Source organism: uncultured Granulicatella sp. (assembly GCF_938030755.1).
Taxonomy (GTDB): domain Bacteria; phylum Bacillota; class Bacilli; order Lactobacillales; family Aerococcaceae; genus Granulicatella.
Genome location: NZ_CALHIF010000066.1, coordinates 1 through 21,825 on the forward strand (window position 1 = coordinate 1; position 21,825 = coordinate 21,825).

At 40.3% G+C, this 21,825-nt stretch carries 18 protein-coding genes and 1 other annotated feature; of the genes, 2 read left to right on the forward strand and 16 right to left on the reverse strand.

The annotated features are described in order from the left end of the window. Nucleotides 1–85: 85 nt before the first annotated feature. The 15 genes from Q0594_RS06890 to Q0594_RS06960 form a co-directional block, all read right to left on the reverse strand. Entirely contained in the window at nucleotides 86–286 is a 201-nt protein-coding gene (locus Q0594_RS06890; RefSeq protein ID WP_039849134.1) for a cold-shock protein, read from the reverse strand. A 298-nt stretch (nucleotides 287–584) separates the two neighbouring features. Further along, the gene (gene radC / locus Q0594_RS06895; RefSeq protein WP_298730752.1) at nucleotides 585–1,268 is read right to left on the reverse strand and encodes a DNA repair protein RadC; all 684 of its coding nucleotides are present in this window, start codon (nucleotides 1,266–1,268) and stop codon (nucleotides 585–587) included. Nucleotides 1,269–1,311: 43 nt separating this feature from the next. Further along, a complete protein-coding gene (locus Q0594_RS06900) occupies nucleotides 1,312–2,583 on the reverse strand; it encodes a folylpolyglutamate synthase/dihydrofolate synthase family protein (protein WP_298730754.1) in 1,272 nt (423 codons plus the stop codon). A gap of 107 nt (nucleotides 2,584–2,690) precedes the next feature. Further along, a complete protein-coding gene (locus Q0594_RS06905) occupies nucleotides 2,691–5,333 on the reverse strand; it encodes a valine--tRNA ligase (protein ID WP_298730756.1) in 2,643 nt (880 codons plus the stop codon). Nucleotides 5,334–5,391: 58 nt separating this feature from the next. Further along, nucleotides 5,392–5,606, reverse strand: a binding site (T-box leader). A 54-nt stretch (nucleotides 5,607–5,660) separates the two neighbouring features. Beyond that, entirely contained in the window at nucleotides 5,661–6,485 is an 825-nt protein-coding gene (locus tag Q0594_RS06910; RefSeq protein ID WP_298730758.1) for an alpha/beta hydrolase-fold protein, read from the reverse strand. 20 nt (nucleotides 6,486–6,505) lie between these two features. After that, nucleotides 6,506–6,856 (reverse strand): hypothetical protein, encoded by a 351-nt coding sequence (locus Q0594_RS06915; RefSeq protein ID WP_288294879.1) that lies wholly within the window; start codon nucleotides 6,854–6,856, stop codon nucleotides 6,506–6,508. Between the two features lie 151 nt (nucleotides 6,857–7,007). Further along, entirely contained in the window at nucleotides 7,008–8,039 is a 1,032-nt protein-coding gene (locus Q0594_RS06920) for a lipoate--protein ligase (RefSeq protein WP_298730760.1), read from the reverse strand. 226 nt (nucleotides 8,040–8,265) lie between these two features. Further along, nucleotides 8,266–8,727 carry a hypothetical protein gene (locus Q0594_RS06925; protein WP_298730762.1) on the reverse strand — a complete coding sequence of 154 codons (462 nt, stop codon included), beginning with the start codon at nucleotides 8,725–8,727 and terminating at the stop codon, nucleotides 8,266–8,268. A 177-nt stretch (nucleotides 8,728–8,904) separates the two neighbouring features. Continuing rightward, nucleotides 8,905–9,546: a CPBP family intramembrane glutamic endopeptidase gene (locus Q0594_RS06930; protein WP_298730764.1), complete on the reverse strand. Its 642-nt coding sequence runs from the start codon at nucleotides 9,544–9,546 to the stop codon at nucleotides 8,905–8,907. A gap of 175 nt (nucleotides 9,547–9,721) precedes the next feature. Then, entirely contained in the window at nucleotides 9,722–11,251 is a 1,530-nt protein-coding gene (locus tag Q0594_RS06935; protein ID WP_298730766.1) for a DEAD/DEAH box helicase, read from the reverse strand. Between the two features lie 718 nt (nucleotides 11,252–11,969). Further along, nucleotides 11,970–13,355 carry a UDP-N-acetylmuramoyl-tripeptide--D-alanyl-D-alanine ligase gene (murF, locus tag Q0594_RS06940; protein ID WP_298730768.1) on the reverse strand — a complete coding sequence of 462 codons (1,386 nt, stop codon included), beginning with the start codon at nucleotides 13,353–13,355 and terminating at the stop codon, nucleotides 11,970–11,972. 11 nt (nucleotides 13,356–13,366) lie between these two features. Continuing rightward, on the reverse strand, nucleotides 13,367–14,440 hold the full coding sequence (locus Q0594_RS06945; protein WP_298730770.1) for a D-alanine--D-alanine ligase: 1,074 nt from the start codon (nucleotides 14,438–14,440) through the stop codon (nucleotides 13,367–13,369). Nucleotides 14,441–14,610: 170 nt separating this feature from the next. Continuing rightward, nucleotides 14,611–15,378 carry a hypothetical protein gene (locus tag Q0594_RS06950; RefSeq protein WP_298730772.1) on the reverse strand — a complete coding sequence of 256 codons (768 nt, stop codon included), beginning with the start codon at nucleotides 15,376–15,378 and terminating at the stop codon, nucleotides 14,611–14,613. Nucleotides 15,379–15,971: 593 nt separating this feature from the next. Continuing rightward, nucleotides 15,972–16,862: a zinc metalloprotease HtpX gene (gene htpX / locus Q0594_RS06955; protein WP_005607040.1), complete on the reverse strand. Its 891-nt coding sequence runs from the start codon at nucleotides 16,860–16,862 to the stop codon at nucleotides 15,972–15,974. 32 nt (nucleotides 16,863–16,894) lie between these two features. Further along, nucleotides 16,895–17,455 (reverse strand): LemA family protein, encoded by a 561-nt coding sequence (locus tag Q0594_RS06960; RefSeq protein ID WP_298730775.1) that lies wholly within the window; start codon nucleotides 17,453–17,455, stop codon nucleotides 16,895–16,897. A 143-nt stretch (nucleotides 17,456–17,598) separates the two neighbouring features. Here Q0594_RS06960 and Q0594_RS06965 point away from each other — a divergent pair, with 143 nt between their 5' ends. Next, nucleotides 17,599–18,312 (forward strand): SMI1/KNR4 family protein, encoded by a 714-nt coding sequence (locus Q0594_RS06965; protein WP_298730777.1) that lies wholly within the window; start codon nucleotides 17,599–17,601, stop codon nucleotides 18,310–18,312. Nucleotides 18,313–18,346: 34 nt separating this feature from the next. On the opposite strand, the gene Q0594_RS06970 is transcribed toward Q0594_RS06965, so the two are convergent. After that, entirely contained in the window at nucleotides 18,347–18,751 is a 405-nt protein-coding gene (locus Q0594_RS06970) for a cytidine deaminase (RefSeq protein WP_298730779.1), read from the reverse strand. Between the two features lie 148 nt (nucleotides 18,752–18,899). On the opposite strand from Q0594_RS06970, the gene Q0594_RS06975 reads away from it, so the two are divergent. After that, on the forward strand, nucleotides 18,900–21,425 hold the full coding sequence (locus tag Q0594_RS06975; RefSeq protein ID WP_298730781.1) for an ABC transporter ATP-binding protein/permease: 2,526 nt from the start codon (nucleotides 18,900–18,902) through the stop codon (nucleotides 21,423–21,425). Nucleotides 21,426–21,825: the final 400 nt, after the last annotated feature.

Below are 21,825 nucleotides of genomic sequence, written 5' to 3' on the forward strand. Positions count from 1 at the left end.
TACAGAACTAAATCCTTTGCTTAAATTAATTGTCTAACTTTTTGGGGTCAGTACAAAACCGGTGGTATCATCGTTTAAACTTAAATTATAGTTTAACTACGTTAGCTGCTTGTGGTCCACGAGCGCCTTCTTCAACATCGAATTGAACTGCTTGTCCTTCTTCTAATGTTTTGAATCCTTCTGATTGGATTGCTGAGAAGTGTACGAATACATCGTTTCCACCTTCACGTTCGATAAACCCAAAACCTTTTTCTGAGTTAAACCATTTTACTGTACCTTGTTCCATGAACATTTCCTCCTTGTGCCATAGCACTTGTTATTCATATTCTTGCTAATGGTTCGAAAGGAGTAAATCTTTACACTATTTCTTTACCTAACAAAAACACAAGTTCAGTATACCATCTAATAAACCTTTTTACAAGAGGATTTCCGAATTAGGATAGAAATTTTATGGACAAATGAGGTTTTAAGAATTTTTTCCGAATGCTTTCTATATTTTTCGTGTTTATTTTTCGTAAAATTTGAAAATCTTTATTTTCTGTAATTTTCATTTTTTCAAGAACGTTGAAAATAAATATTCTTTTTTACAAAACTCCAAATTCTTTCAAAGAAATAAAACGATCTCCGCCCACAACAAAATGATCTAGCAGTTCAATCCCCATCAATTCCCCACAATCCATTAGTCTTTTTGTAAAATCAATATCTGCTTGAGATGGTTCGGGGTTTCCACTCGGATGATTATGTCCAATGATGACACGGGCTGCAGAATATCTCACTGCTTCCCGAAAGATTTCCCTTGGATGAGCAACAGCACTATTCAATCCGCCAATAAAAATCATTTTCTTCTTTATCACTTCATTCTTAGTATTCAAGTAGAGCGCTACAAGATGTTCTTGATAGGCATCTTTTAACTCTTCTACAATCCACTGCCCCGCCATTTTAGAAGACGTGATTTTTCCTAGTTTCATCTGAGAAGCTTTGTTTAGTCTAGCTCCTAGTTCAATGGCCGCCTTTAGTTCAATGGCCTTCGTTCTGCCAATCCCATTTATATGCATGAGTTCGTCCAGACTCGCCATCTTTAACGAATGCAAATCTTCAAAAGTATTCAAAACTACAATGGATAATCGTAATACATTCAAATCTTTAGAACCTGTTCGTAGTAAAATAGCTAATAATTCATGCGTTTCAAGCACTTTAGCGCCATACCGTTCGAGGCGTTCTCGTGGCATGGCGCTTAAAGGCACTTCTAATAATTTTGATTCAATCATTGTGACACTTCCTCTTTGTTTTCTCTACAAAGAGTTACGATGTCTATTCTTCTTTAGGCTTTCGGTTGTTCCACCAATGACGAACTTCGGCGATAAAATACAATGAGCCTGTCACCCATAATTCGCTCTTGTCGTCTGTTGAGCAGGCAAAACGGTTGATGACATCTTCAAAGCTTTCTTCATAGGAAATCTGAGGAGCATCCAAGTACGCTTCGACATCACTTCTTGCAATCGACATGCCTCTAGAAGGATAGAAACTCGTTAAGATGATGTTCACATCAGGAAGAGCTTCCTGCAATCTTAGAAGCATCTGTTGACTATCTTTTCGAGTGAGCGCGCTAAATAACAGCGTCTGTTTCTTGCCAACACGAGCCGTCATATTCTGTATGAGTCGCTCGATGGCTGGTAAATTATGGGCTCCATCAATGATAATAAGTGGTGTGTCTAGCAACACTTCCATACGTCCTGGCCAAGAAACGACAGGGAGGGCTGCCTCAACTAATTTAGTCTGCACACTTCTTCTCGTTGCCTCCATCCATGCTCGAAACGCTCGAATTGCCACGGTCGCATTCTCCTTCTGGAAGGCTCCTTGGAGGGCTAGCTGCTTCAGCGGAATCGTGAATGCTTCGTCTTGATACGAATCTTCTATCAGTGAAAAAGACTCCCCAAAAACCTTCACAGTTGCACCTTGTTCACTAGCAGTCCTACGTATCACATCCATACATTCACGCGTGACTGGTCCGACGACCACTTGCTGCCCAGGCTTAATAATCCCTGCTTTTTGAGCCGTAATTTCTACCAACGTACTTCCGAGTAAGTCTTGATGGTCCAATCCAATCGTCGTGATGACACTGACGAGTGGATGGCCAACATTCGTATTATCCAGCAGACCTCCAATCCCAACTTCAATAATCGCAAGGTCGACGGCTTCCTGTTGAAAGACGACAAACATCATTGCCGTCAAAATCTCAAAATAATTAAAGGCTCCCCACTCTTCGAACAAGCGGCTCTCCACCTCTCTTACGACCAATGCGGCTTGCCAGAACGGCTTCTCCCCTAGAGGCACTCCGTCTAGCTGAATGCGTTCCCTGATATTGTCCATATGCGGTGAAGTGAATGTCCCTACTCGCAATCCATGCGCTTTTGCAAAGGCCGTCACCATCGCGGCAGTCGACCCTTTTCCATTCGTCCCCGCAATATGAATACTCTTCAACCCTCGTTCTGGATTTCCAAGCGCACTAAGGATAGCCTCCATGCGGTACAATCCATATTTGCGCGGAATACTCTCGCTCTTTTTTAACCACTCTTGAATCATTCACTCACCTCCTGTTTTCCGTATTTATCATAACAGAAAATGACTCTCCGTGACATACAAAAGAGAGCGCATGACACTTCATACGCTCTCCCCACCGTTACAACGGATTAGATTTTCTTCAATGTTGCGATACGTTCTAACACTGCTTCACGTTGTGCTTGATAGTCCGCACCTTTTGCACGTTCAGCTTCAACAACTGCTGCAGGAGCTTTTGCCACAAATTTCTCGTTCGATAATTTCTTCTCGACACGATCCACTTCTTGTTGCAATTTCTCTGCTTCTTTTTCAAGACGAGCGATTTCGTCTTCGATGTTGATTAACCCTGCTAATGGTAAGTAGATTTCAGCACCTGTGATAACAGAAGTTACCGCATCAGATGGTGCTTCAACGTCTTCACCATACACGAATTCTTCTGGGTTTGAGAAGCGTGCAATGTAAGATTCGTTTTCTTTCAAGATCGCGTAGTGCGCTGCGTCGCTTACTTTCGCAATGATGTTAATTGGTTTTGATAATGGTGTGTTCATTTCGTTACGAACCGTACGTACTGAACGAATGAAGTCCATTAAGAATTCCATTTCTTCAGCTGCTTTTTCGTCCATTTGTTCTGGGTGAACCGTTGGATAAGTTGCTACCACTAATGATTCCCCAACGTGAGGAACAGATTGCCAGATTTCTTCTGTCACGAAAGGCATGATTGGATGTAATAGACGTAATGTGTTGTCTAATACATATACAAGAATGCTACGTGTTGTTAATTTGGCAGCTTCGTCGTCCCCTGCTAATGTTTCTTTCGACATTTCGATATACCAGTCACAGAAATCATCCCAGATGAAGCGATATAAGAGACGTCCTGCTTCACCGAATTCGAATTTCTCGAAGAGTTCTGTCACTTTGCCAATCGTTTGATTTAAGCGTGTTAAAATCCATTTATCCGCAAGAGTTTTCTCACCAGTGATATCCACTTGGTCCGCTGTTAAATCGCCCACGTTCATTAATGCGTAACGGCTTGCGTTCCAAATCTTGTTGATGAAGTTCCATGCAGCATCCATCTTGTCTGTTGAGTAACGAACGTCTTGCCCTGGAGCAGAACCGTTTGCTAAGAACCAACGAAGCGCATCGGCACCATATTGTTCGATAACCTCCATTGGGTCAACCCCGTTTCCAAGAGACTTACTCATCTTACGTCCTTGGCTATCACGAATTAATCCGTGGATAAGAACGTTCTTGAATGGACGTTTACCTGTAAATTCTAACCCTTGGAACATCATACGGCTTACCCAGAAAGTAAGGATGTCGTACCCTGTTACAAGTGTGCTTGTTGGATAGTAACGTTTGTAGTCGGCTGCTTCTTCGTCTGGCCAACCCATTGTTGAAAATGGCCATAAAGCAGATGAGAACCAAGTATCTAATACGTCTGGATCTTGTGTCCAGTTTTCACTGTCGCTTGGAGCTTCCATGCCTACATAGACTTCGCCTGTTTCTTTATGATACCAAGCTGGAATTTGATGTCCCCACCATAATTGACGTGAAATTACCCAGTCGTGAATGTTTTCCATCCAACGTAAGTACGCATCATTGAAACGTGGTGGATAGAAGTTTACTGTATTGTCCCCTTCTTCACGTTGCGCATTGATGGCTTGCTCTGCCAAAGGTCCCATTTTTACGAACCATTGTTTTGAAAGACGTGGTTCAACAACGACATCTGTACGTTCTGAGTGACCAACGCTGTGTACATGTTTTTCGATTTTCACAAGAAGGCCAGCTTCTTCTAAATCTTTCACGATAGCTTTACGCGCAGCAAAACGGTCCATGCCTTCGTATTTACCGGCTAACTCGTTCATCGTCGCATCATCGTTCATCACGTTAATACGTGGTAAGTTGTGACGGTTCCCTACTTCAAAGTCATTCGGGTCATGCGCTGGAGTGATTTTTACAACCCCTGTTCCGAAATCTTGCTCCACGTATTCGTCAGCGATGATTGGAATTTCACGGTTCACTAACGGCAAGATAACTGTTTTCCCGATAAGCGCTTGGTAACGTTCATCGTCTGGGTGAACCGCAACAGCTGTATCTCCAAGAAGTGTTTCTGGACGAGTTGTTGCGATTTCTAGGAATCCACTTCCGTCTGCTAGAGGGTAGTTCATATGATAGAACGCGCCTTCTACATCTTTATGAATTACTTCGATATCGGATAATGAAGTCTTCGCTTTAGGGTCCCAGTTGATGATGTATTCACCACGGTAGATTAAGCCTTTTTCGTATAAAGTTACGAAGACTTTCTTCACGGCGTCAGATAACCCTTTATCTAATGTGAATCGTTCTCTGCGGTAGTCTACAGAAATCCCCATTTTTGCCCATTGTTCACGGATATGGCTGGCATATTCTTCCTTCCATTCCCATGTTTGTTCAAGGAACTTCTCACGGCCAAGGTCATAACGAGATAAGCCTTCACCGCGTAATTTTTCTTCTACTTTTGCTTGTGTTGCGATACCCGCATGGTCCATCCCTGGTAACCATAAAGTGTCGAACCCTTGCATGCGTTTTTGACGGATAATCATATCTTGTAACGTTACGTCCCAAGCATGTCCTAAGTGTAATTTCCCTGTTACGTTTGGTGGCGGGATAACGATTGAATACGGTTCAGCGTTTGTATCTTCGTTTGGATGGAAGACGCCTGAATCAACCCACCATTGATATTTACCAGCTTCAACTTCTTGCGGTTGAAACTTAGATGACATTTCTTTAGCCATTGATTTTCCTCCTTGTATCTTGTTTGTGTCCAATAAAAAAATCCTATGAAGACACTCTCCATAGGACGATTGATTTCGTGGTACCACCTAATATTCGCGTAATTATTTATTACGCCTCAATGTTGGTAACGAAGTGTCGTCTCCGTACTCTATTACTGTATTTCGTAGAGTAAGCTCACAAGCTACCTTCAAATGAATCTGCTAGGAAATTTCACCAAGCCTTCCCTCTCTCGTAAACAAAGTCATTTTACTCCTCTTGTTCATCGCTCTAATATACAAAATATTCTACCATTATGGCGATATGCTTGCAACAATATCGCGCTCGTCTTACGATTTCACATTCCCGCTAGACATGCCTTGCTCTGCATCTTCTGGAATCCACCAGTCTAAAAACTCTTTGATGGACCAATCCCAGAAATCCCATTCATGTCCGCCACTTTTTTCTTTATAGATTACAGGGACACCTTTTTCAAATAAAAAACCACTAAATTCTCGACTTTTATCAAGAAGCCAATCTTCGGTTCCACAAGTCATAAATATTTTTAAGTCGGAAGGATTCTCGACTTTTTCTATCGCTTTAAACAACTGATTTCCGTGCGAATCATAATAGTCTTGGTCTTTGAAAATCGATTTAGCGTATCGAGTTGTTAAGAAAAATGGAGAACCACTATCCTCTTCGAAAGGTAATGCATTTTTATAAATGGCGCCCGAAAACGAAGCTATCACGCTAAAGGTGTCTTGATATTTGATGCCGTTTCGAAGCGCCCCGTATCCACCCATCGAAAGCCCGGCAATGCCTAAGTCTTCGCGGTTTCGAGAAATAGGGAACATTCGGCGTGAGATTTCTGGAAGCTCCACTCCGATAAATTCTCCATAGTTTGTATAGTTCCATGGTTGGTCTACGTAGAAATGATTTTCCCCCGAAGGCATGATGAGGGCAAGGTTCTTCTCTTTAGCGTATCGAAGAATTCGCGTCTGATTGACCCAGTCCTGTTCGCTCCCCATAACGCCATGCAGAAGAATCAATGTTTTATAAGGTCCTTCAGAAATGTATTGATTCTGAAAATCGACCGCATCGCTAGGTAAGTAGACTGACAGCGGGATTGTTCTCATTAATGTTTTTGAAAAGAATGAAACGTGTAAAAGTGCCATATGACGCCTCCATTAAACGATTATTTTTTAAAGTATCGATTCACAATTGCCACTAACCCAAAGATAAACGTAAATTTAACGACGGATTTTTGCCAAGACTCCCATTGCTCATATCCAAAGAAATGATTCATGATGAGAATAAAAGCAATAGTGGCTAACATCCCAACAAAGATGATAGCTCCTCCGAAATTGATCCTTTTGAGCTTATCTGGATTATCCCGATTTACCCAAGTATAAAAGGCAAGCCTACTAAACATCGCACTCATAAAAAACAGCACGATATCTTGACGAAATACTAGCTGATAGATTGCATTTACGGCACTAGTGACCCCAAACACAATGATGACAATGTCTCTAACTTTTTGACTCATTTCCAACAACCCCTCTCCCTAGGAACGGATTCCTGAACTTACCTCTATTATACTGCTCCCCCGGCATTTTTACTATACTCGCTTGCAAAAAAAGAACCCAGCATCACTGCTAGGTTCCACTTCTTCGGCCTCTATAGCCGAGTTTCCTATTTTATTCTTCTACACCTAGTAATAGGTTCACTAGAATGTCCACTGTCACATTACCGAAGTAACGGCGGATGTCGATGGCTTCGAAGGCTTTTGTTAAGTCTTCACGGTTGTATCCAACGCCCACTAGCGTTTTTTCTACATCGCTGATTTCTCCAAGACCGAAGAAGTCTCCGTTAATCTTAATGTCTTTGATGGCATTCTTTTCAACATTCAAGCTGAACTCGATTTGTCCGGCTGGAGTACGTTTAGATTGTTTGAATTCGAATTTTGGATTCTTTCCATAGTTCCAATCAGGATTATTGAAGTACTTGCTGCGTAATTCTTCTACACGCACCCAGTCTTCATCGGTTAGAACATACTCTTTAATTGTAGATGTATCTTCCACATTGAAGATGTTTTTCAAAAGCACTTCGCGGAATTGTAAGATGTCTAAGTCTTGATATTCAGGCGCTAAGTAAGGTTTGATATTTGTTACGCGTGAACGAACCGACTTGATTCCTTTTGACGCGATTTTCTCTTGTTTTGGACGTAAAATTTGTGGCAAAATGCTCACATCTAGATCCAGCATTAATGTTCCGTGCGCTGTTAAACGGCCATTGTTTGAGTACATCGCATTTCCAGAGAATTTCTTACCGTCGATGAGAAGGTCGTTACGGCCTTGTAACTCTGCCCCTGTTGCTCCCATCTTATGGAGTGCTTCAATTACTGGCTCTGTGAATTTCCCAAAGTCACGGAAACTATCGCCGTCATCTTCTGTAATGAAGCAGAAGCAGATATTTCCCATATCGTGATATACGGCTCCACCACCTGAGAAACGACGAACGACTTGTACGCCAAGTTTATCAACACCATCTTGATTGATTTCTTCGATGGTATTTTGGTTTTTCCCGATGATAATCGCATTTTCGTTAATATAAAATAACAAAATCGGTTCATCGAGTTTCTTCTCATTTAATAAGAAATATTCGATAGCTAAGTTTGTGGTTGCATCGTAGATTTCTTTCCCATTTCGTTGATTTTTTACATAAAACATCTAAAAATCCCCTCGCTTTTACTGATATCACTAGCGCTATCATACCATAACCGCCCTCCTCACACATAAGAAAGAAGCTTGATTTTACACTGTTTTTACTCCACTCCAACACGCAATTACCATATATGGTAATTGAATCCTTTCACAGTTATTCAACTGGAATATCCTAAAGAAAAATGAGGAAACATAAAAAACGCACCCTTTCCAGGATGCGCTTTGCTAAAAGTTAGTATGCCCATGCAATTAATAAATAGATGAAGCTTGAACCAAACATATCTGCCAATGCGTGCATAAGGAAGAATGGTAATAGGTTTTTCATCGTGGTTACGACGTCGCCGAATAGCCCGACCATCGTGAATAATACCGGTACCCAGATAAGTACGGACCAGTGAAAACGAATCTTCAACTGCTTGAAGTCGTAATGACGGAAGACTAAGTACAAGAGTGCAATTGCTAGTAATATCACCTGTAAGGTAAAGTTACTCGAATACGCTGCCCCGTCGCTATAGGACGTTGTCGTCTCCGTATACTGCTGGGCCACTTCCGTTACTGGTTGTAAACTCTGTAGAAATTGTTGTGTGGATAGGATGATAAACTCCCCGAACATGATCATCGTCACGATGAGGATGTCAACCCACTTTAAAGTTTTTAATGGTTCTTTTGGTCTGATTTTTGTTAAAACCGTCATGATTGGTTCCCTCTTTCCCTTATTGTATCAAAACACTGTTCTATTGAAAGAAAATCGCTTCTTTCTTTTGGCGTCTTCCTTAATAAGAGAATACTCCTTAAAACTAAAATGAACCTAAAATCAAAAAGATTTCTACAAAAAAAGTGACTCCTTTAACAGAAGTCACTGACTAATTTTCTAAAAGAAGCGTTTCGGTATTTCGATGAACAAGATTACAAGAAGACCATTATAAAGGCTATGTAATAAGATTGCGTCAAACAAACTTCTTCTTCGTTCATACACAAGGAAAAGAACAATAGAACCAATAAGATAAGCTAAAAACTGTATCCAATTATGGATATAAGTCGGGAAATGAATAGCTGAAAATAGAATTGAAACGATGGACATTCTAACAAAAGTATTCACTTTTCCTCGAAGCAAATTATTCAGAAAACCTCTAAAAAGAAATTCTTCAATCAAAGGTGCAAAACAAACGAGTTGTAGTGCATTTAAAGCAAAAATATATTTGTCTGTTGTAAGTGGTAGATTCACCCTAAAGAAAAAATTAACTAGATTTATTCGACTTGTCCCGTATGCCATTGAACTCCACAAACTAATCAAATAGCTTGAAAATGTGTCAGCAATATACATTACAAAAACAAAAATTAAATCCATCAGTTGAATCTTTCTTTTTACTGTTGGCTTAAATAATTTTGTGTGTACTTTGTACATACAAAATACAAAAATGCCAACGCAAATAATCGTCACAATTAACTTCCACATATCCGCTTGACGACCTAGATTCCATAAATCCCTTTTGAACACAATTTCAATTCCCACGAATATGGTAATCCACGCTACAAAAAAGAATAGAACCCAAAGCGGTTTTTTCAATCGAGCACCCATTTACTTCTACCTCACATGTTTTTCCCTTATATTACCGTTTTATAGCAGATACTGTCAATATGAGATTCCAAAAAAACAGACTAGCGTTTTACTAGTCTGCTCTCATTCATTATTTCTGACGGATGGTAAATCCTTTGTCAGATTTCTTTTTGTTGTTACGGCGGCGAGAATCTTTCCCTTTATATCCGCGTGTATATTCGTCTTCTAAGACACGGCCACGACGGTCTTCTTTACGCTTGAAGCTTCCTTTTCCGTTACGTCCGCGGTTGTCTTTACGGTCATTACGGTTGTAGTTTCCACGGTTGTTGCCACGTTTGCGGCTTGGCAATGGACGTTCTGGCGTGATTTTAACTGGAATTTCAGTTGGATCTTTAATCATGCTCTTAAGTAATAGAGCTGCCAATTCTTCTGGTTCGTACTCGTCTAATAAGTAAGAGACCGCTTCTTTGAAACGTCTTGGTTCCACAGTTTTCATCATTTCGTCAATAGACTCGATGGCTGTTTTTGTTTGTCCTTCCAAGGCTTCTGTTTGCGTTGGTGGACGAAGGCTTGTCATACGTTTGCGTGTTAATTCTTCAATCACACGTAAGTAATCCATTTCGTTTGGTGTCACGAATGTTACAGACATTCCTTCTTGACCCGCACGACCTGTACGTCCGATACGGTGTACATAGCTTTCTGGGTCTTGTGGGATATCGTAGTTATAGACGTGTGTAACGCCAGAGATATCTAGTCCACGTGCCGCAACGTCTGTAGCGACTAAGATGTCTAAATGGTTGTTCTTGAAGTCACGAAGAACGCTCATACGTTTTTGTTGGCTTAAGTCCCCGTGGATTCCTTCTGCACGGTAGCCACGCATTTCAAGTCCGCGTGCTAATTCGTCTACACGGCGTTTTGTACGTCCGAATACGATGGTTAATTCAGGCGTTTGAACGTCTAATAAACGTGTCATAATGTCGAATTTCTCGTAGTCTTTACATTTTACGAAATATTGATCGATTAATGTCGCTGTCATCTCATTTGATTTGATACGAACATGTTCTGGATCTTTCATAAATTGAACACCGATACGTTTAATATCGTCTGGCATTGTCGCAGAGAATAAAAGCGTTTGGCGGTTTTCTGGAACTTGTTTGATAATCGATTCGATATCTTCCAAGAATCCCATGTTTAACATTTCATCCGCTTCGTCTAAGACAAGTGTTTCCACTGTCGCAAGTTTCAATGTACGGCGTGAAATGTGGTCTAATAAACGACCTGGAGTTCCCACAACGATTTGTGGATTTTCTTTTAATTGGCGAATTTGACGGTTAATGTCCGCGCCACCGTAAACAGCTTGTACACGAATTTTTTTGTCGCGTCCGAGACGGAACAATTCTTCTTGTGTTTGAATCGCAAGTTCACGAGTTGGTGCGATAACAAGTCCTTGTACGCCTTTTTTACTTGGGTCGATTTTTTGAAGCATTGGCAAACCAAATGCGGCTGTTTTACCAGTCCCTGTTTGCGCTTGTCCAATTACATCTAAACCTGCTAGCGCTTTTGGAATGGTTTGTTCTTGAATGGGAGTTGCTTCTTCAAACCCCATTTTTTCGATAGATTCTAGTAAGGCAGAATCCAATCCTAATTCATTAAATTTCATATTTTCCTCCTTGGATACTTCGGTGAGAAGCACACGAGGGATTTCCCTTCATAACAAAAGCCTGGAGCTTTTCGTAAGAGCACCAGACTTCTACAATCGTTTAAATTTCAAACTATCTATTATAAATGTGTGTACATTTCTCAACTCAGCGAATAGTATAGCACGCATCCAGCAAGAATGCAAAGAATACAGACCACCGACTCCTGCTTTTTATTCTTTGAAAATGCTTAAGGAATAAGAATTTCCGGGCTCCAAATCCTTGCGGATTTTTCAATAATAGCTGTAATGGGGCAACGGTTCGAGTCTTTCGTCTCTCACCTTTAAAGCCTCAAAGCTGGAGGTTGAAATAAATTTCTAACTCCAGCTAAGCACAGTGGTTGAATGGTATGAGCTACACTGTAAACAGCTTGCTCATACCTATTCAACTTTGTGGGGGAAAGAAAACGAAACATCCTAGATACAATAATGTATCTAGGGTGTTTCTGTCTTTCTCCCTCACATTTAATGCGATTCCCCATTACTGCTACTATTGAATCTGCTAGATTTTCCGCCCGTATTCACAGCGCATTGACAACCTATAAAAAGCGGGAGGCGGCGGGTGGGTTTGCTTCTCGTGGTGCGGTTGAGAAATGGGAATATTTTTATAATAGATAGTTCTCAGGGAGGGGACGAAAAAAGCGAGGGACGCTTTGGCGTCTCTCGCTTTCCTTTATATTTGTTATTCTGCTTTTAAGGCATCGACGACGGCAAGTAAGCCTGTGCCGTTGCTTGATTTGATAAGGACTTGGTCGCCTTCTTTAAGTTCGGCTTTCAAGTCAGTAATCAAAGCTTCTTTGTCCATGTAATGGTGAAGAGCTGCTATTTCGAACTGACCTTTCAACGCATCATAGAGTGCTTCCATTTCTTCGCCGTACAAGTACACAAGTGCGACTTCGTTTGGAGAAATGACTTCAGAGATGCTAGCGTGCAATTCTTTCGAATGTTCCCCTAGTTCACGGATATCCCCAAGAACGAGGACGCGACGGCCTGTTGCTTCGACTGAAACAAATGATTGAATCACTGATTTCATCGCGATTGGGCTAGCGTTGTAAGCATCGTTTAAGATGGCTACTCCATTTTGGCCTTTCACCCATTGCGTACGGTTCTTCGTTAATTCGAAGTTCGCTAAGGCGGACACGATGTCTAATAGTGGCACGTCTAATGCGCGTGCAATTTCAATCGCAAGTAGTGCATTGGAAACATTGTACGCTCCAAGAATTGGCAATGTTACTGCCACGGTTTCTGTTGGAGTCACTAATTCAAACGCTGTGTGGTCTGAATACAGTTCTATATTTTTTGCTGAGAGTTCCTTACTTCCTTCACCGACTGTAACAATCTTGAAGCTTGCTGGTTTTTCAGCTTGTGCAATGCCTGCTGTAATTAACTCTTCATGCGCTGGATAAATAAAAGTTCCATTTTCTTGTAGTCCAGAAAGGATTTCAAGTTTGGCTTTGGCAATGCCTTCCTTGCTTCCGAGTTGTTCCATATGCGATTCACCAATTAGCGTAATCGCAACAACTTCTGGGCGTGCTAATTTTGATAAGAACTCGATTTCGTGGAAATCACTCATTCCCATCTCTAAGACAAGTGCTTCGGTTGATTCCGGCATATCTAAAATCGTTTGAGGTAAGCCGATATCGTTATTGAAGTTTCCTTGTGTTTTATAGACACGGTAGCGTGCGCCAAGAGCGGCTGCTGTCATGTCTTTTGTCGTAGTTTTGCCAGAACTTCCTGTAATTCCAACGACACGAGGAGATACTTTTTCTAAGTACCATTTCGCTAATTTTTGAAAAGCCTGAAGTGGGTTATCCACCCAAATGGCGCAGATTCCATCTGGTGGCGTTACATCTTGTTTGCCCCATAACACGGCTGTTGCGCCTGCTTGAATCGCTTTTTCTATATAATCATGTCCGTCTGTTTTCCCTTGAAGTGGCACAAAAAGGCTGTTTGGTCCTAATTTTCGTGTATCAAAGGCTACTGACTCAATCGTTTCGAATCGATGTGCCGATTGATAATCAACCGCGCCAACTGCTTTCGTGATTTCGGCAACTGTTCCAATACTCATCGTTCTTCTCCTTACTCTGCATGACGATCGTTATAGCGTTTAAGGGCTAAACGAATCAATTCTTCCACTAAATCTTTATAAGAAATCCCCATTGCTTCCCATAATTTCGGATACATACTAAATTGTGTGAATCCAGGCATTGTGTTCACTTCATTAATGAAGACTTCTTGTGTTTCAGTAAGGAAGAAATCACAACGAGTTAATCCACTACCATCAATCGCACGGAAGGCCGTTTCGGCATATTCACGAATTTTTGCAGAAACTTCCTCAGGAATTGCCGCTGGAATTTGAAGTGTTGTTGTATTGTTGATGTATTTTTCATTGTAATCGTAGAATCCTGCTTGCTTGACCACTTCTCCAACAACTGAAGTATTCACTTCATCGTTTCCAAGAACCGCTACTTCGACTTCGCGGGCATCAATTCCTTGCTCTACAACAATACGGCGGTCGTATTTGAGAGCTTCCTCAATCGCAGTGGTTAATTCTTCACGGTTCGTTGCTTTTGAAATTCCTACGCTTGATCCCATATTAGCAGGCTTCACAAATACTGGGTATCGCAGCGTCCCTTCAATACGATTGTAAATAGCTTCAGGAGATTTTTTGAAATCTGCCTTTACAAAAGGAACAAATGGTACTTGTGGAATTCCTGCTTGTTGGAACAAGTGCTTACTAGCGATTTTATCCATCCCATTGGCACTTGCTAAAACTCCACATCCCACATAAGGTAAATCTAGAATTTCAAAGAGTCCTTGAATGGTCCCATCTTCTCCATTTGGTCCATGTAAAATTGGAAAGACTACTGTATCCGGACCAGCAATATCACTTGGTTGAATGCGAACCCCTGTGGATACTTCTCCTTCAACTGTTGCAAAACGGGCTTCCAGCCCTTCTCTTAAACGAAGCGCTTGATCAAAGGCAACTGGAGCTTTTAATGCTTCCCCTTTTAACCAAGTTCCTTCTTTTGTAATATACACGGGTTCTACATCGTAATATTCAAAATAAATCTCTTTAATAATTGATCCTGCCGTTAAGATTGAAATATCATGCTCGGCACTTTTTCCGCCATAAATGACAACAGCTTTCATATGAATCCTCCAAACTATTCGCTTCCAGCGAACGACCAATCTATGTGGTCCATGTCTGTTATTTTAGATAATAACCTTGCACGTTACAGTATAACAAAACGGCGGAAGCCTTACAAGTTCAGACAAAACCAACAAAAAACACCTTCCAAAGATTCTCTTTGAAAAGTGTTTTAAATGGCATCCGTCATTGGTAATTTTGCTGAAATTTTCCAATTTTGATACGTTTCGTTATACGTTAATTGTCCAATGCGCACATTTTGTGTCACTGCTTTATTTGCGTAATGGTAACGATCTTCCGTTAAGAAAATCGGTATTTCATAAATATCCTCTTGCTTCTTCACTTGATCAAATGCCAAACTGATTCCTTCGCGGTAGAGAGGCATCATTTCTTTTAAAGCTTCAATCGAAATCGCTTCAGCTTCTTTTTCAGAACCAAAGAAGAAAAACTTCGGTGATTGATTTAAAATATCCGTCATCTCAATTTGTACTTGTCTTGATAAGAGTGGTAAAAACTGTTCGATTTTTCGATAATACACTTTAGAATATTCATTATCCAAACATAGGTAAATAAAATTATTTTGTAATTTATAGAAAAACGGCGAGTGTAAATGTGTTTTCGCATGAGAGATATAGAGCAAATCAGCAATCTCTTGCGGCGTGAGTTGATGAACGAATTCAATAGAGTCAAAATCAACCCAGTTTGATGGAGCTTCTTTTCCTTCTGCTACACCTTGAAGATATTCCAACACATTTTTGCGTCCTTTAATCCACATAAATCCAGTATAAGCATCATGAGTGGCAAGACTAGATTTCCCATTCAAAAGGAGGATATTTTGAGGGATTTCAGACTGTGGTAAGGCAGACAAATGGAACGCGATCGATTTCGCCAACACATGGTTCGATACGCTATCATAATGGATATACAATTGTTTTGCCACAGACTCCCACCTCCTAAGTTTTATAATCTCCATTATAAATGATTTTCAAACTATAAAACATATAAATTAGATTACATTTTGCAAATGAACCGTTTTCTTTTGTAACAATTTAGCAACATTCTAAAGTAGATTTTCCACCCATTATACACAAAAAGAGTCGAAGTGACTTCTTCAACTCTCTTTCTTTCCTTCTACAAGAGTATCCATTCTTAACAGTTAACTTTCTGAGTAATCTTTTTCACAGCAATATCTATTCTTTCAATCACTTCCCAATAATCTGTTGGGAAGCCCTTTAATTCAACAATATCCACAGGATCAAAATGCTACACTAAATGACGAATCACTTGGTGATGAAGAAAAACCAGATCTTTAAAGTCCTCTAACGAAATAGAGTGCAACCCTTCAATATACGCACATAATTATTCATAAGCTTCTTTATGAAAGAGGCTTTCTTCATGTAAATAATACAAGAACGTTCCCTCTTCTAGTAATACATTTCTTTTAATACACGACATCCACTTAACCTCTTTCCGTATCGCTAAAATGTTCCACTTTCTGAAAACAAAAAGACTGAGGAAACCCCAGTCTAATTTCTACATTTTTTCTAAACGTTTAATACGGTTTTCCGTTGAAGGGTGGGTTGCAAAGAGTGAATCTCCACTTTCTCCAAACGGATTCGAAATGTATAATGTTGCACTTTGTTTATTAGCTTCTGTCATTGGCGGTGCTTCAGAAATCTTTCTTAGGGCAGAAATAAGTCCATAAGGATTTCTTGTGAATTCGACTGCTGTTGCATCCGCTAAATATTCACGGTTTCTGGATAATGCGAGTTGTAAAATCGTCGACATAAAAGGTCCAAGAATCATTGCGACTAGACCAATCACCATAAAAATTGCATTGGCTCCGTCTTCATCATCATTATCACTACTTCTTCTTCCGCCACCCCAGAACATCATTCGACTACCGAATTGAACCAGTAATGCTATGACTGCTCCAAGCGCAATAGCGATGGTTTGTAAACGAACATCATAGTTGCGAATATGCCCAAATTCATGAGCAATAACGCCTTCCAATTCCTCACGATTTAATCGTTCAAGTAACCCAGTTGTCACTGCTACTGCTGCTGTTTGAGGCGAACTTCCTGTTGCAAAAGCATTCGGAGATTCATCTTGAATAATAAACACTCGAGGCATTGGAACTTGAGCAACCATCGACATATCTGTCACAATATTCCATAACATTGGCGCTTGATTCTTATCCGTGATTTCTCGGGCATGATTTAACTGCATCACTACATTTGTCGCATTCGAAATCATCATCAATGAATAAATTCCACCAATCACTACAGCAAGGATTACTCCAGCTGTTGCATTATTTAATGTGAAATACCCGATGCCGATTCCTACCGCGATGAAGAGCACCATATATAAAGCAATCACAACAATTGTTCTTCTTTTATTAGAAGCAATTTGCTGATGTAACATATCAGTACTCCTTCCTTCAGATTAACGATTGATTAGAATTTAACTTCAGGAACTTTACGAGCTTCTACTGGAGTTTCTAACAATTCTTCTTTTGTAAATCCACCAAATCCAGCAACGATGTTTGTTGGAATAGATTCAACAGTAATATTGTATTTCGCAACACTTGAATTGTACAATTGGCGAGAATAAGAAATTTTGTTTTCTGTATTTGTCAATTCTTCTTGTAAGTTTAAGAAATTTGTGTTGGCTTTTAAATCTGGATAGCTTTCCGCTAAAGCAAAAACCGTTTTTAAAGCACCTGATAATTGGTTAGATGCATCCATTTTTTCTTGTGGTGAAACATCATTTCCCATCCCAGCGATTTGGTTTCTCATCGCGATAACTTGAGATAATGTTTCTTGTTCGTGTTTTGCATATCCTTTTACCGTTTCAACAAGGTTTGGAATTAAGTCATTACGACGTTGCAATTGAACATCGATTTGTGCCCAAGCTTCCTTCACCCAGTTTTTTTGTTGTACAAGGCTGTTGTATGCGAAAACGCCCCAAATAACTAGCACAACTACAATTCCTAAAATAGTATATACTACTGACATAATGTCACGCTCCTTTAATTTAAGTACCCCTATTGTACCATATTTTCAAAATTACGTGTAAAATAGAAGATAAATATATTATATCAGATTACAAGGCTGTGTACATCCTCCTCAGGTCAAAATGAACAGCCTAAAGGAGATTTATGATTCAAAACCACTTTTTATCCCCCATCCAACAGGATATCCCTGAAGAGTATCCTTTGCCTATCCCTAAAGCATATATCGATTTTATTCGCGAAAATGGAGCAGGATATTTCAAAGACACTAAAATTTATACAAGCGAGCCTACTCGATTTGGGATCGATTATGCTTTATGTAATGGAATTTGCGGTTTTACTTCGGGCGATTTTTTCCCTAGTATCTTTTGCAAAGAATGGCAAAGTGAACAGACTTCCCTGCCTGAGTATTTGATTGTTTTCTTCCAGGATGGCCCTGTCTATTATTGCTTTGATGTCCAAAAAGGCCCTCATTCAGAACCGAGTATTCGTTTAGTGGATACAGAAATGGATCAATGGCTCACCTTAGCGGAGAACTTCTCTTCATTTCTAGAACAATTACACGAAACTACCGAAGAGATTTCTTATGATTCTAAAGATTGGGTTTCTATTCATACTTTAAATCAACACATGGGTCAAAGAAACATCCCCTATCAAGAAGAGCTACTAGAAATTCTGCAAGATTCTACTCCCCAGCTATTTCTTCGTTGGGTAGCATACCTCTTGGAATATTCTAAAAATGAAAATGAGCGAAACATTGCTCTGGAGAGATTTCAGTTTGTTCAATCATATCTCTCCTTACAATTTTCTTCGTTTCCAGAGTATCAAATCTGTTGCCAATACAGCCAACCAGAATCATAAAAGGCTTTAGAACAGTGTTCTAAAGCCTTTTCGATTACATATTCAATGTTGTAAATGAGTAAGGAACTAACTCCTCTAATTTTAATTCAAGGATATCTCCTTTTCCATTCAATAGAAATACTGGAATTTCTGGTCCACAGAACTCAACCATGACTTGACGGCAAATATTACAAGGAGGTAGGAATCCTTCAGTCTTTCCTGCAACAGCAATGGCTGCAATATCTCCTTGGCGGTAGCCTTGAGAAGCTCCATAAAAAATGGCACTGCGTTCCGCACAGTTTGTCACACCAAACGATACATTCTCCACATTCGCTCCTGTAATCACGCGTCCATCCTTGTATAAAACAGCCGCACCTACAGGAAATTTTGAATAAGGACAGTAGGCATTTTTTAATACTTCTTTTGCTTGCTCCATAAGAGCTACTTTATCAATCGTCATTCGTCGAACTCCTTTTTATTGTTGTATTCCTATTATACAGATTTTAATAATAGTTTCAATACTCAAAAATTTAAATTTCCTACCAGAGTCCTAGGTTATGCCCCTTTAACTGTGGTACACTAGGTTCATTAGTGAAAGGAGCTAAACGATGCTACAGTTACAACATATTTCAAAAGTTTATCATACAGCTAATCAAGAGTTTCACGCGTTGAAGGATATCTCGATTCGCTTCCGTAAAAATGAGTTTGTCTCCATTCTCGGGCAATCGGGTTCTGGGAAAACCACCCTATTAAATATCATCGGTGGACTCGATCAATACACATCTGGTGATTTACTCATCCAAGGAAAATCAACGAAGCAATTTAAAGACCGAGATTGGGATAGCTACAGAAACCACACAATCGGATTCGTCTTCCAATCGTATAATCTCATCGGCCACCAAACGGCACTCTCGAACGTCGAGATTGCGATGACGCTCTCTGGTGTTTCAAAAGCAGAACGCAAAAAACGTGCCATCGAAGCGCTCGAACGCGTTGGATTGAAAGACCATTTATATAAGAAGCCAAGTCAGATGTCTGGGGGACAAATGCAACGGATTGCGATTGCGCGTGCCCTTGTCAATAACCCAAAAGTAGTTTTAGCCGACGAACCGACTGGAGCGCTCGATTCTGAGACTTCCCTTCAAATCATGGAGTTATTAAAAGACATTGCCAAGGAACGTCTGGTCATCATGGTGACGCATAACCCAGAACTTGCTGAAAAATATTCTACTCGAATTGTACAAGTGTTGGATGGCAGTATCTTGAGCGACTCAGATCCGTATAACCCAACAGAGGAGATAACACAAGGCGATATTCAGTTCACAAAAACGAAGATGAGTTTTATTACGGCGTTGGCCCTTTCGTTTAATAACTTATTGACGAAGAAAGGCCGTACCTTCCTGACTGCCTTTGCAGGTTCTATCGGGATTATCGGGATTGCCCTCATCTTAGCTCTTTCAAATGGTGTAAGTGACTATGTGAAGAAAGTGCAAGAAGATACCCTCGTTTCTCTTCCGCTGACGATTAGCGAGCAGAACCAAAGCAATCTGCTAGCGACCTCTCCGGATTTAAGCGATAAGCCTTATAAAGACAATAACGAGCTCGGCGTCAATACGGTGTTGACGAATTTATTGAAAAAACAAATTGGGAAAAACGACATCGCGTCCTTCAAGGCATACTTGGACGAACACGCATCTGAAGTCGCAAAATTGGCAAAAGACATTCGTTATCAATACAATTTACAACCATATATTTATGCGAGCGATACTTCCAATGGTCCAAAAAGTATCCTTCCTTCCACTCTTGCAGATGAAGTCGAAACCTCTAACCAAACAATGAAAGGCTACTTGCATAATATTGACTATTGGAGTGAACTTTCGAGTGATACGACCATGTTAGAAAGTCAGTACGATGTTTTGGAAGGACGTTTTCCAACAGATAAATCAGAAATTGTTTTGATTGTTGACGAAGATAACCAAATCAGTGACCTCCTCCTTTATAGCTTACGCATCAAAAATCCAAGCGAATTAAACGATGTGAAGAAACTGGACGAACTCAAATCACAAACGTATCAATATAGCGATTTCATTGGAAAAACATTCAAAGCCGTTGTCAATACGAATCGATTCGTTAAGGAGAACAACCAATGGATTAATAAAATTGACGACAAATCGTATATGAAAACACAAATTGAGAATGGCCTTGAGCTTAAAATCGTCGGTGTTCTCCGTCAAAAAGAAGGCACAAGATCTAGTGTAAACTCTCCTTCTGGCGGTGTGGCTTATACAAGCGCCCTTATCGATTACACTTCTGAACAAATTCAAAATAGTGACATCGTGAAGGAACAAGAAGCCAACCCAACCATTAATGTATTTACTGGAAAAGAATTTGCCAAAGATCCAAAACCATTCAATTCGGCTGATTTAACCGAAGAAGAAAAAATTCAATTGGCAAAAATGACGCCTGAACAACAAGTGCAATACATCCAACAATACAACGACAACTTGGCTGCCACTTACGAGGAAAACCTCGCAAAATTGGGTGTCATCGACAAATCCAAACCGGCTGCCATCGAGTTCTACACCTCTTCGTTCCAACAAAAACAAGAGTTGAAGGATTTCATCAACTCCTATAACACGGCCAAAAAAGACGCCGGCGAAGACGATAAAGTGCTCGCCTACTCCGACGATATTCAAACCATCATGTCATCCATTACAACAATGGTGGGCGTGATAACAACGGTGCTCGTTGGTTTTGTGGCTATCTCCCTTATCGTTTCATCGATTATGATTGCGATTATCACGTATATCTCAGTTCTCGAACGTACAAAAGAAATTGGAATCTTACGTGCAATGGGAGCTTCCAAGAAAGATATCCGTCGCATTTTTACCGCAGAAACTGCTATCGAAGGATTTATCTCCGGGGTGCTCGGTATCGCGATTACGCTCCTTGCGACTTTCCCTATTAATGCGATTGTTGCACAAACAACCAAAGTCGACGGCGTTGCACAATTACCATGGGATGCCGCTCTTATCCTAATTCTCATTTCTATCTTTCTTACAGTATTAGCTGGTCTCATCCCTTCACGCATTGCAGCGAAGAAAGATCCAGTCGAATCGCTCCGCAGCGAATAACAACTAAATCTCAAAAGGTGGATAAAGTCCAAGACTTTACCCACCTTTCTTATTTCCAAAATTAACATATATGTTAATTAACAAATATGTTAATTTTGGAAAGCCTTACCCAGCACCTCTGGAGTCTTAAAAGCAAAAGACAACTCGACTTCTCACGACCAATTGTATTAGCACCAAGGTTAGCGTAAGGACAGAATTTAATTCAAAACTTATTCAGTGGAACGAAAAAACACCTTCAGATGATATAGTGGTATCCTTACATTTACCACTATTAAAACATCTGAAGATGTTTACAGTGAAACTGATTTGGTTTATTGATAAAGTTGAGCTCGCCATCGCAGAAATGGCGTGCGTTTCCCGAAACGTCCGCACGACTCGTTCCGAGTCCCTTCCGGCGTTC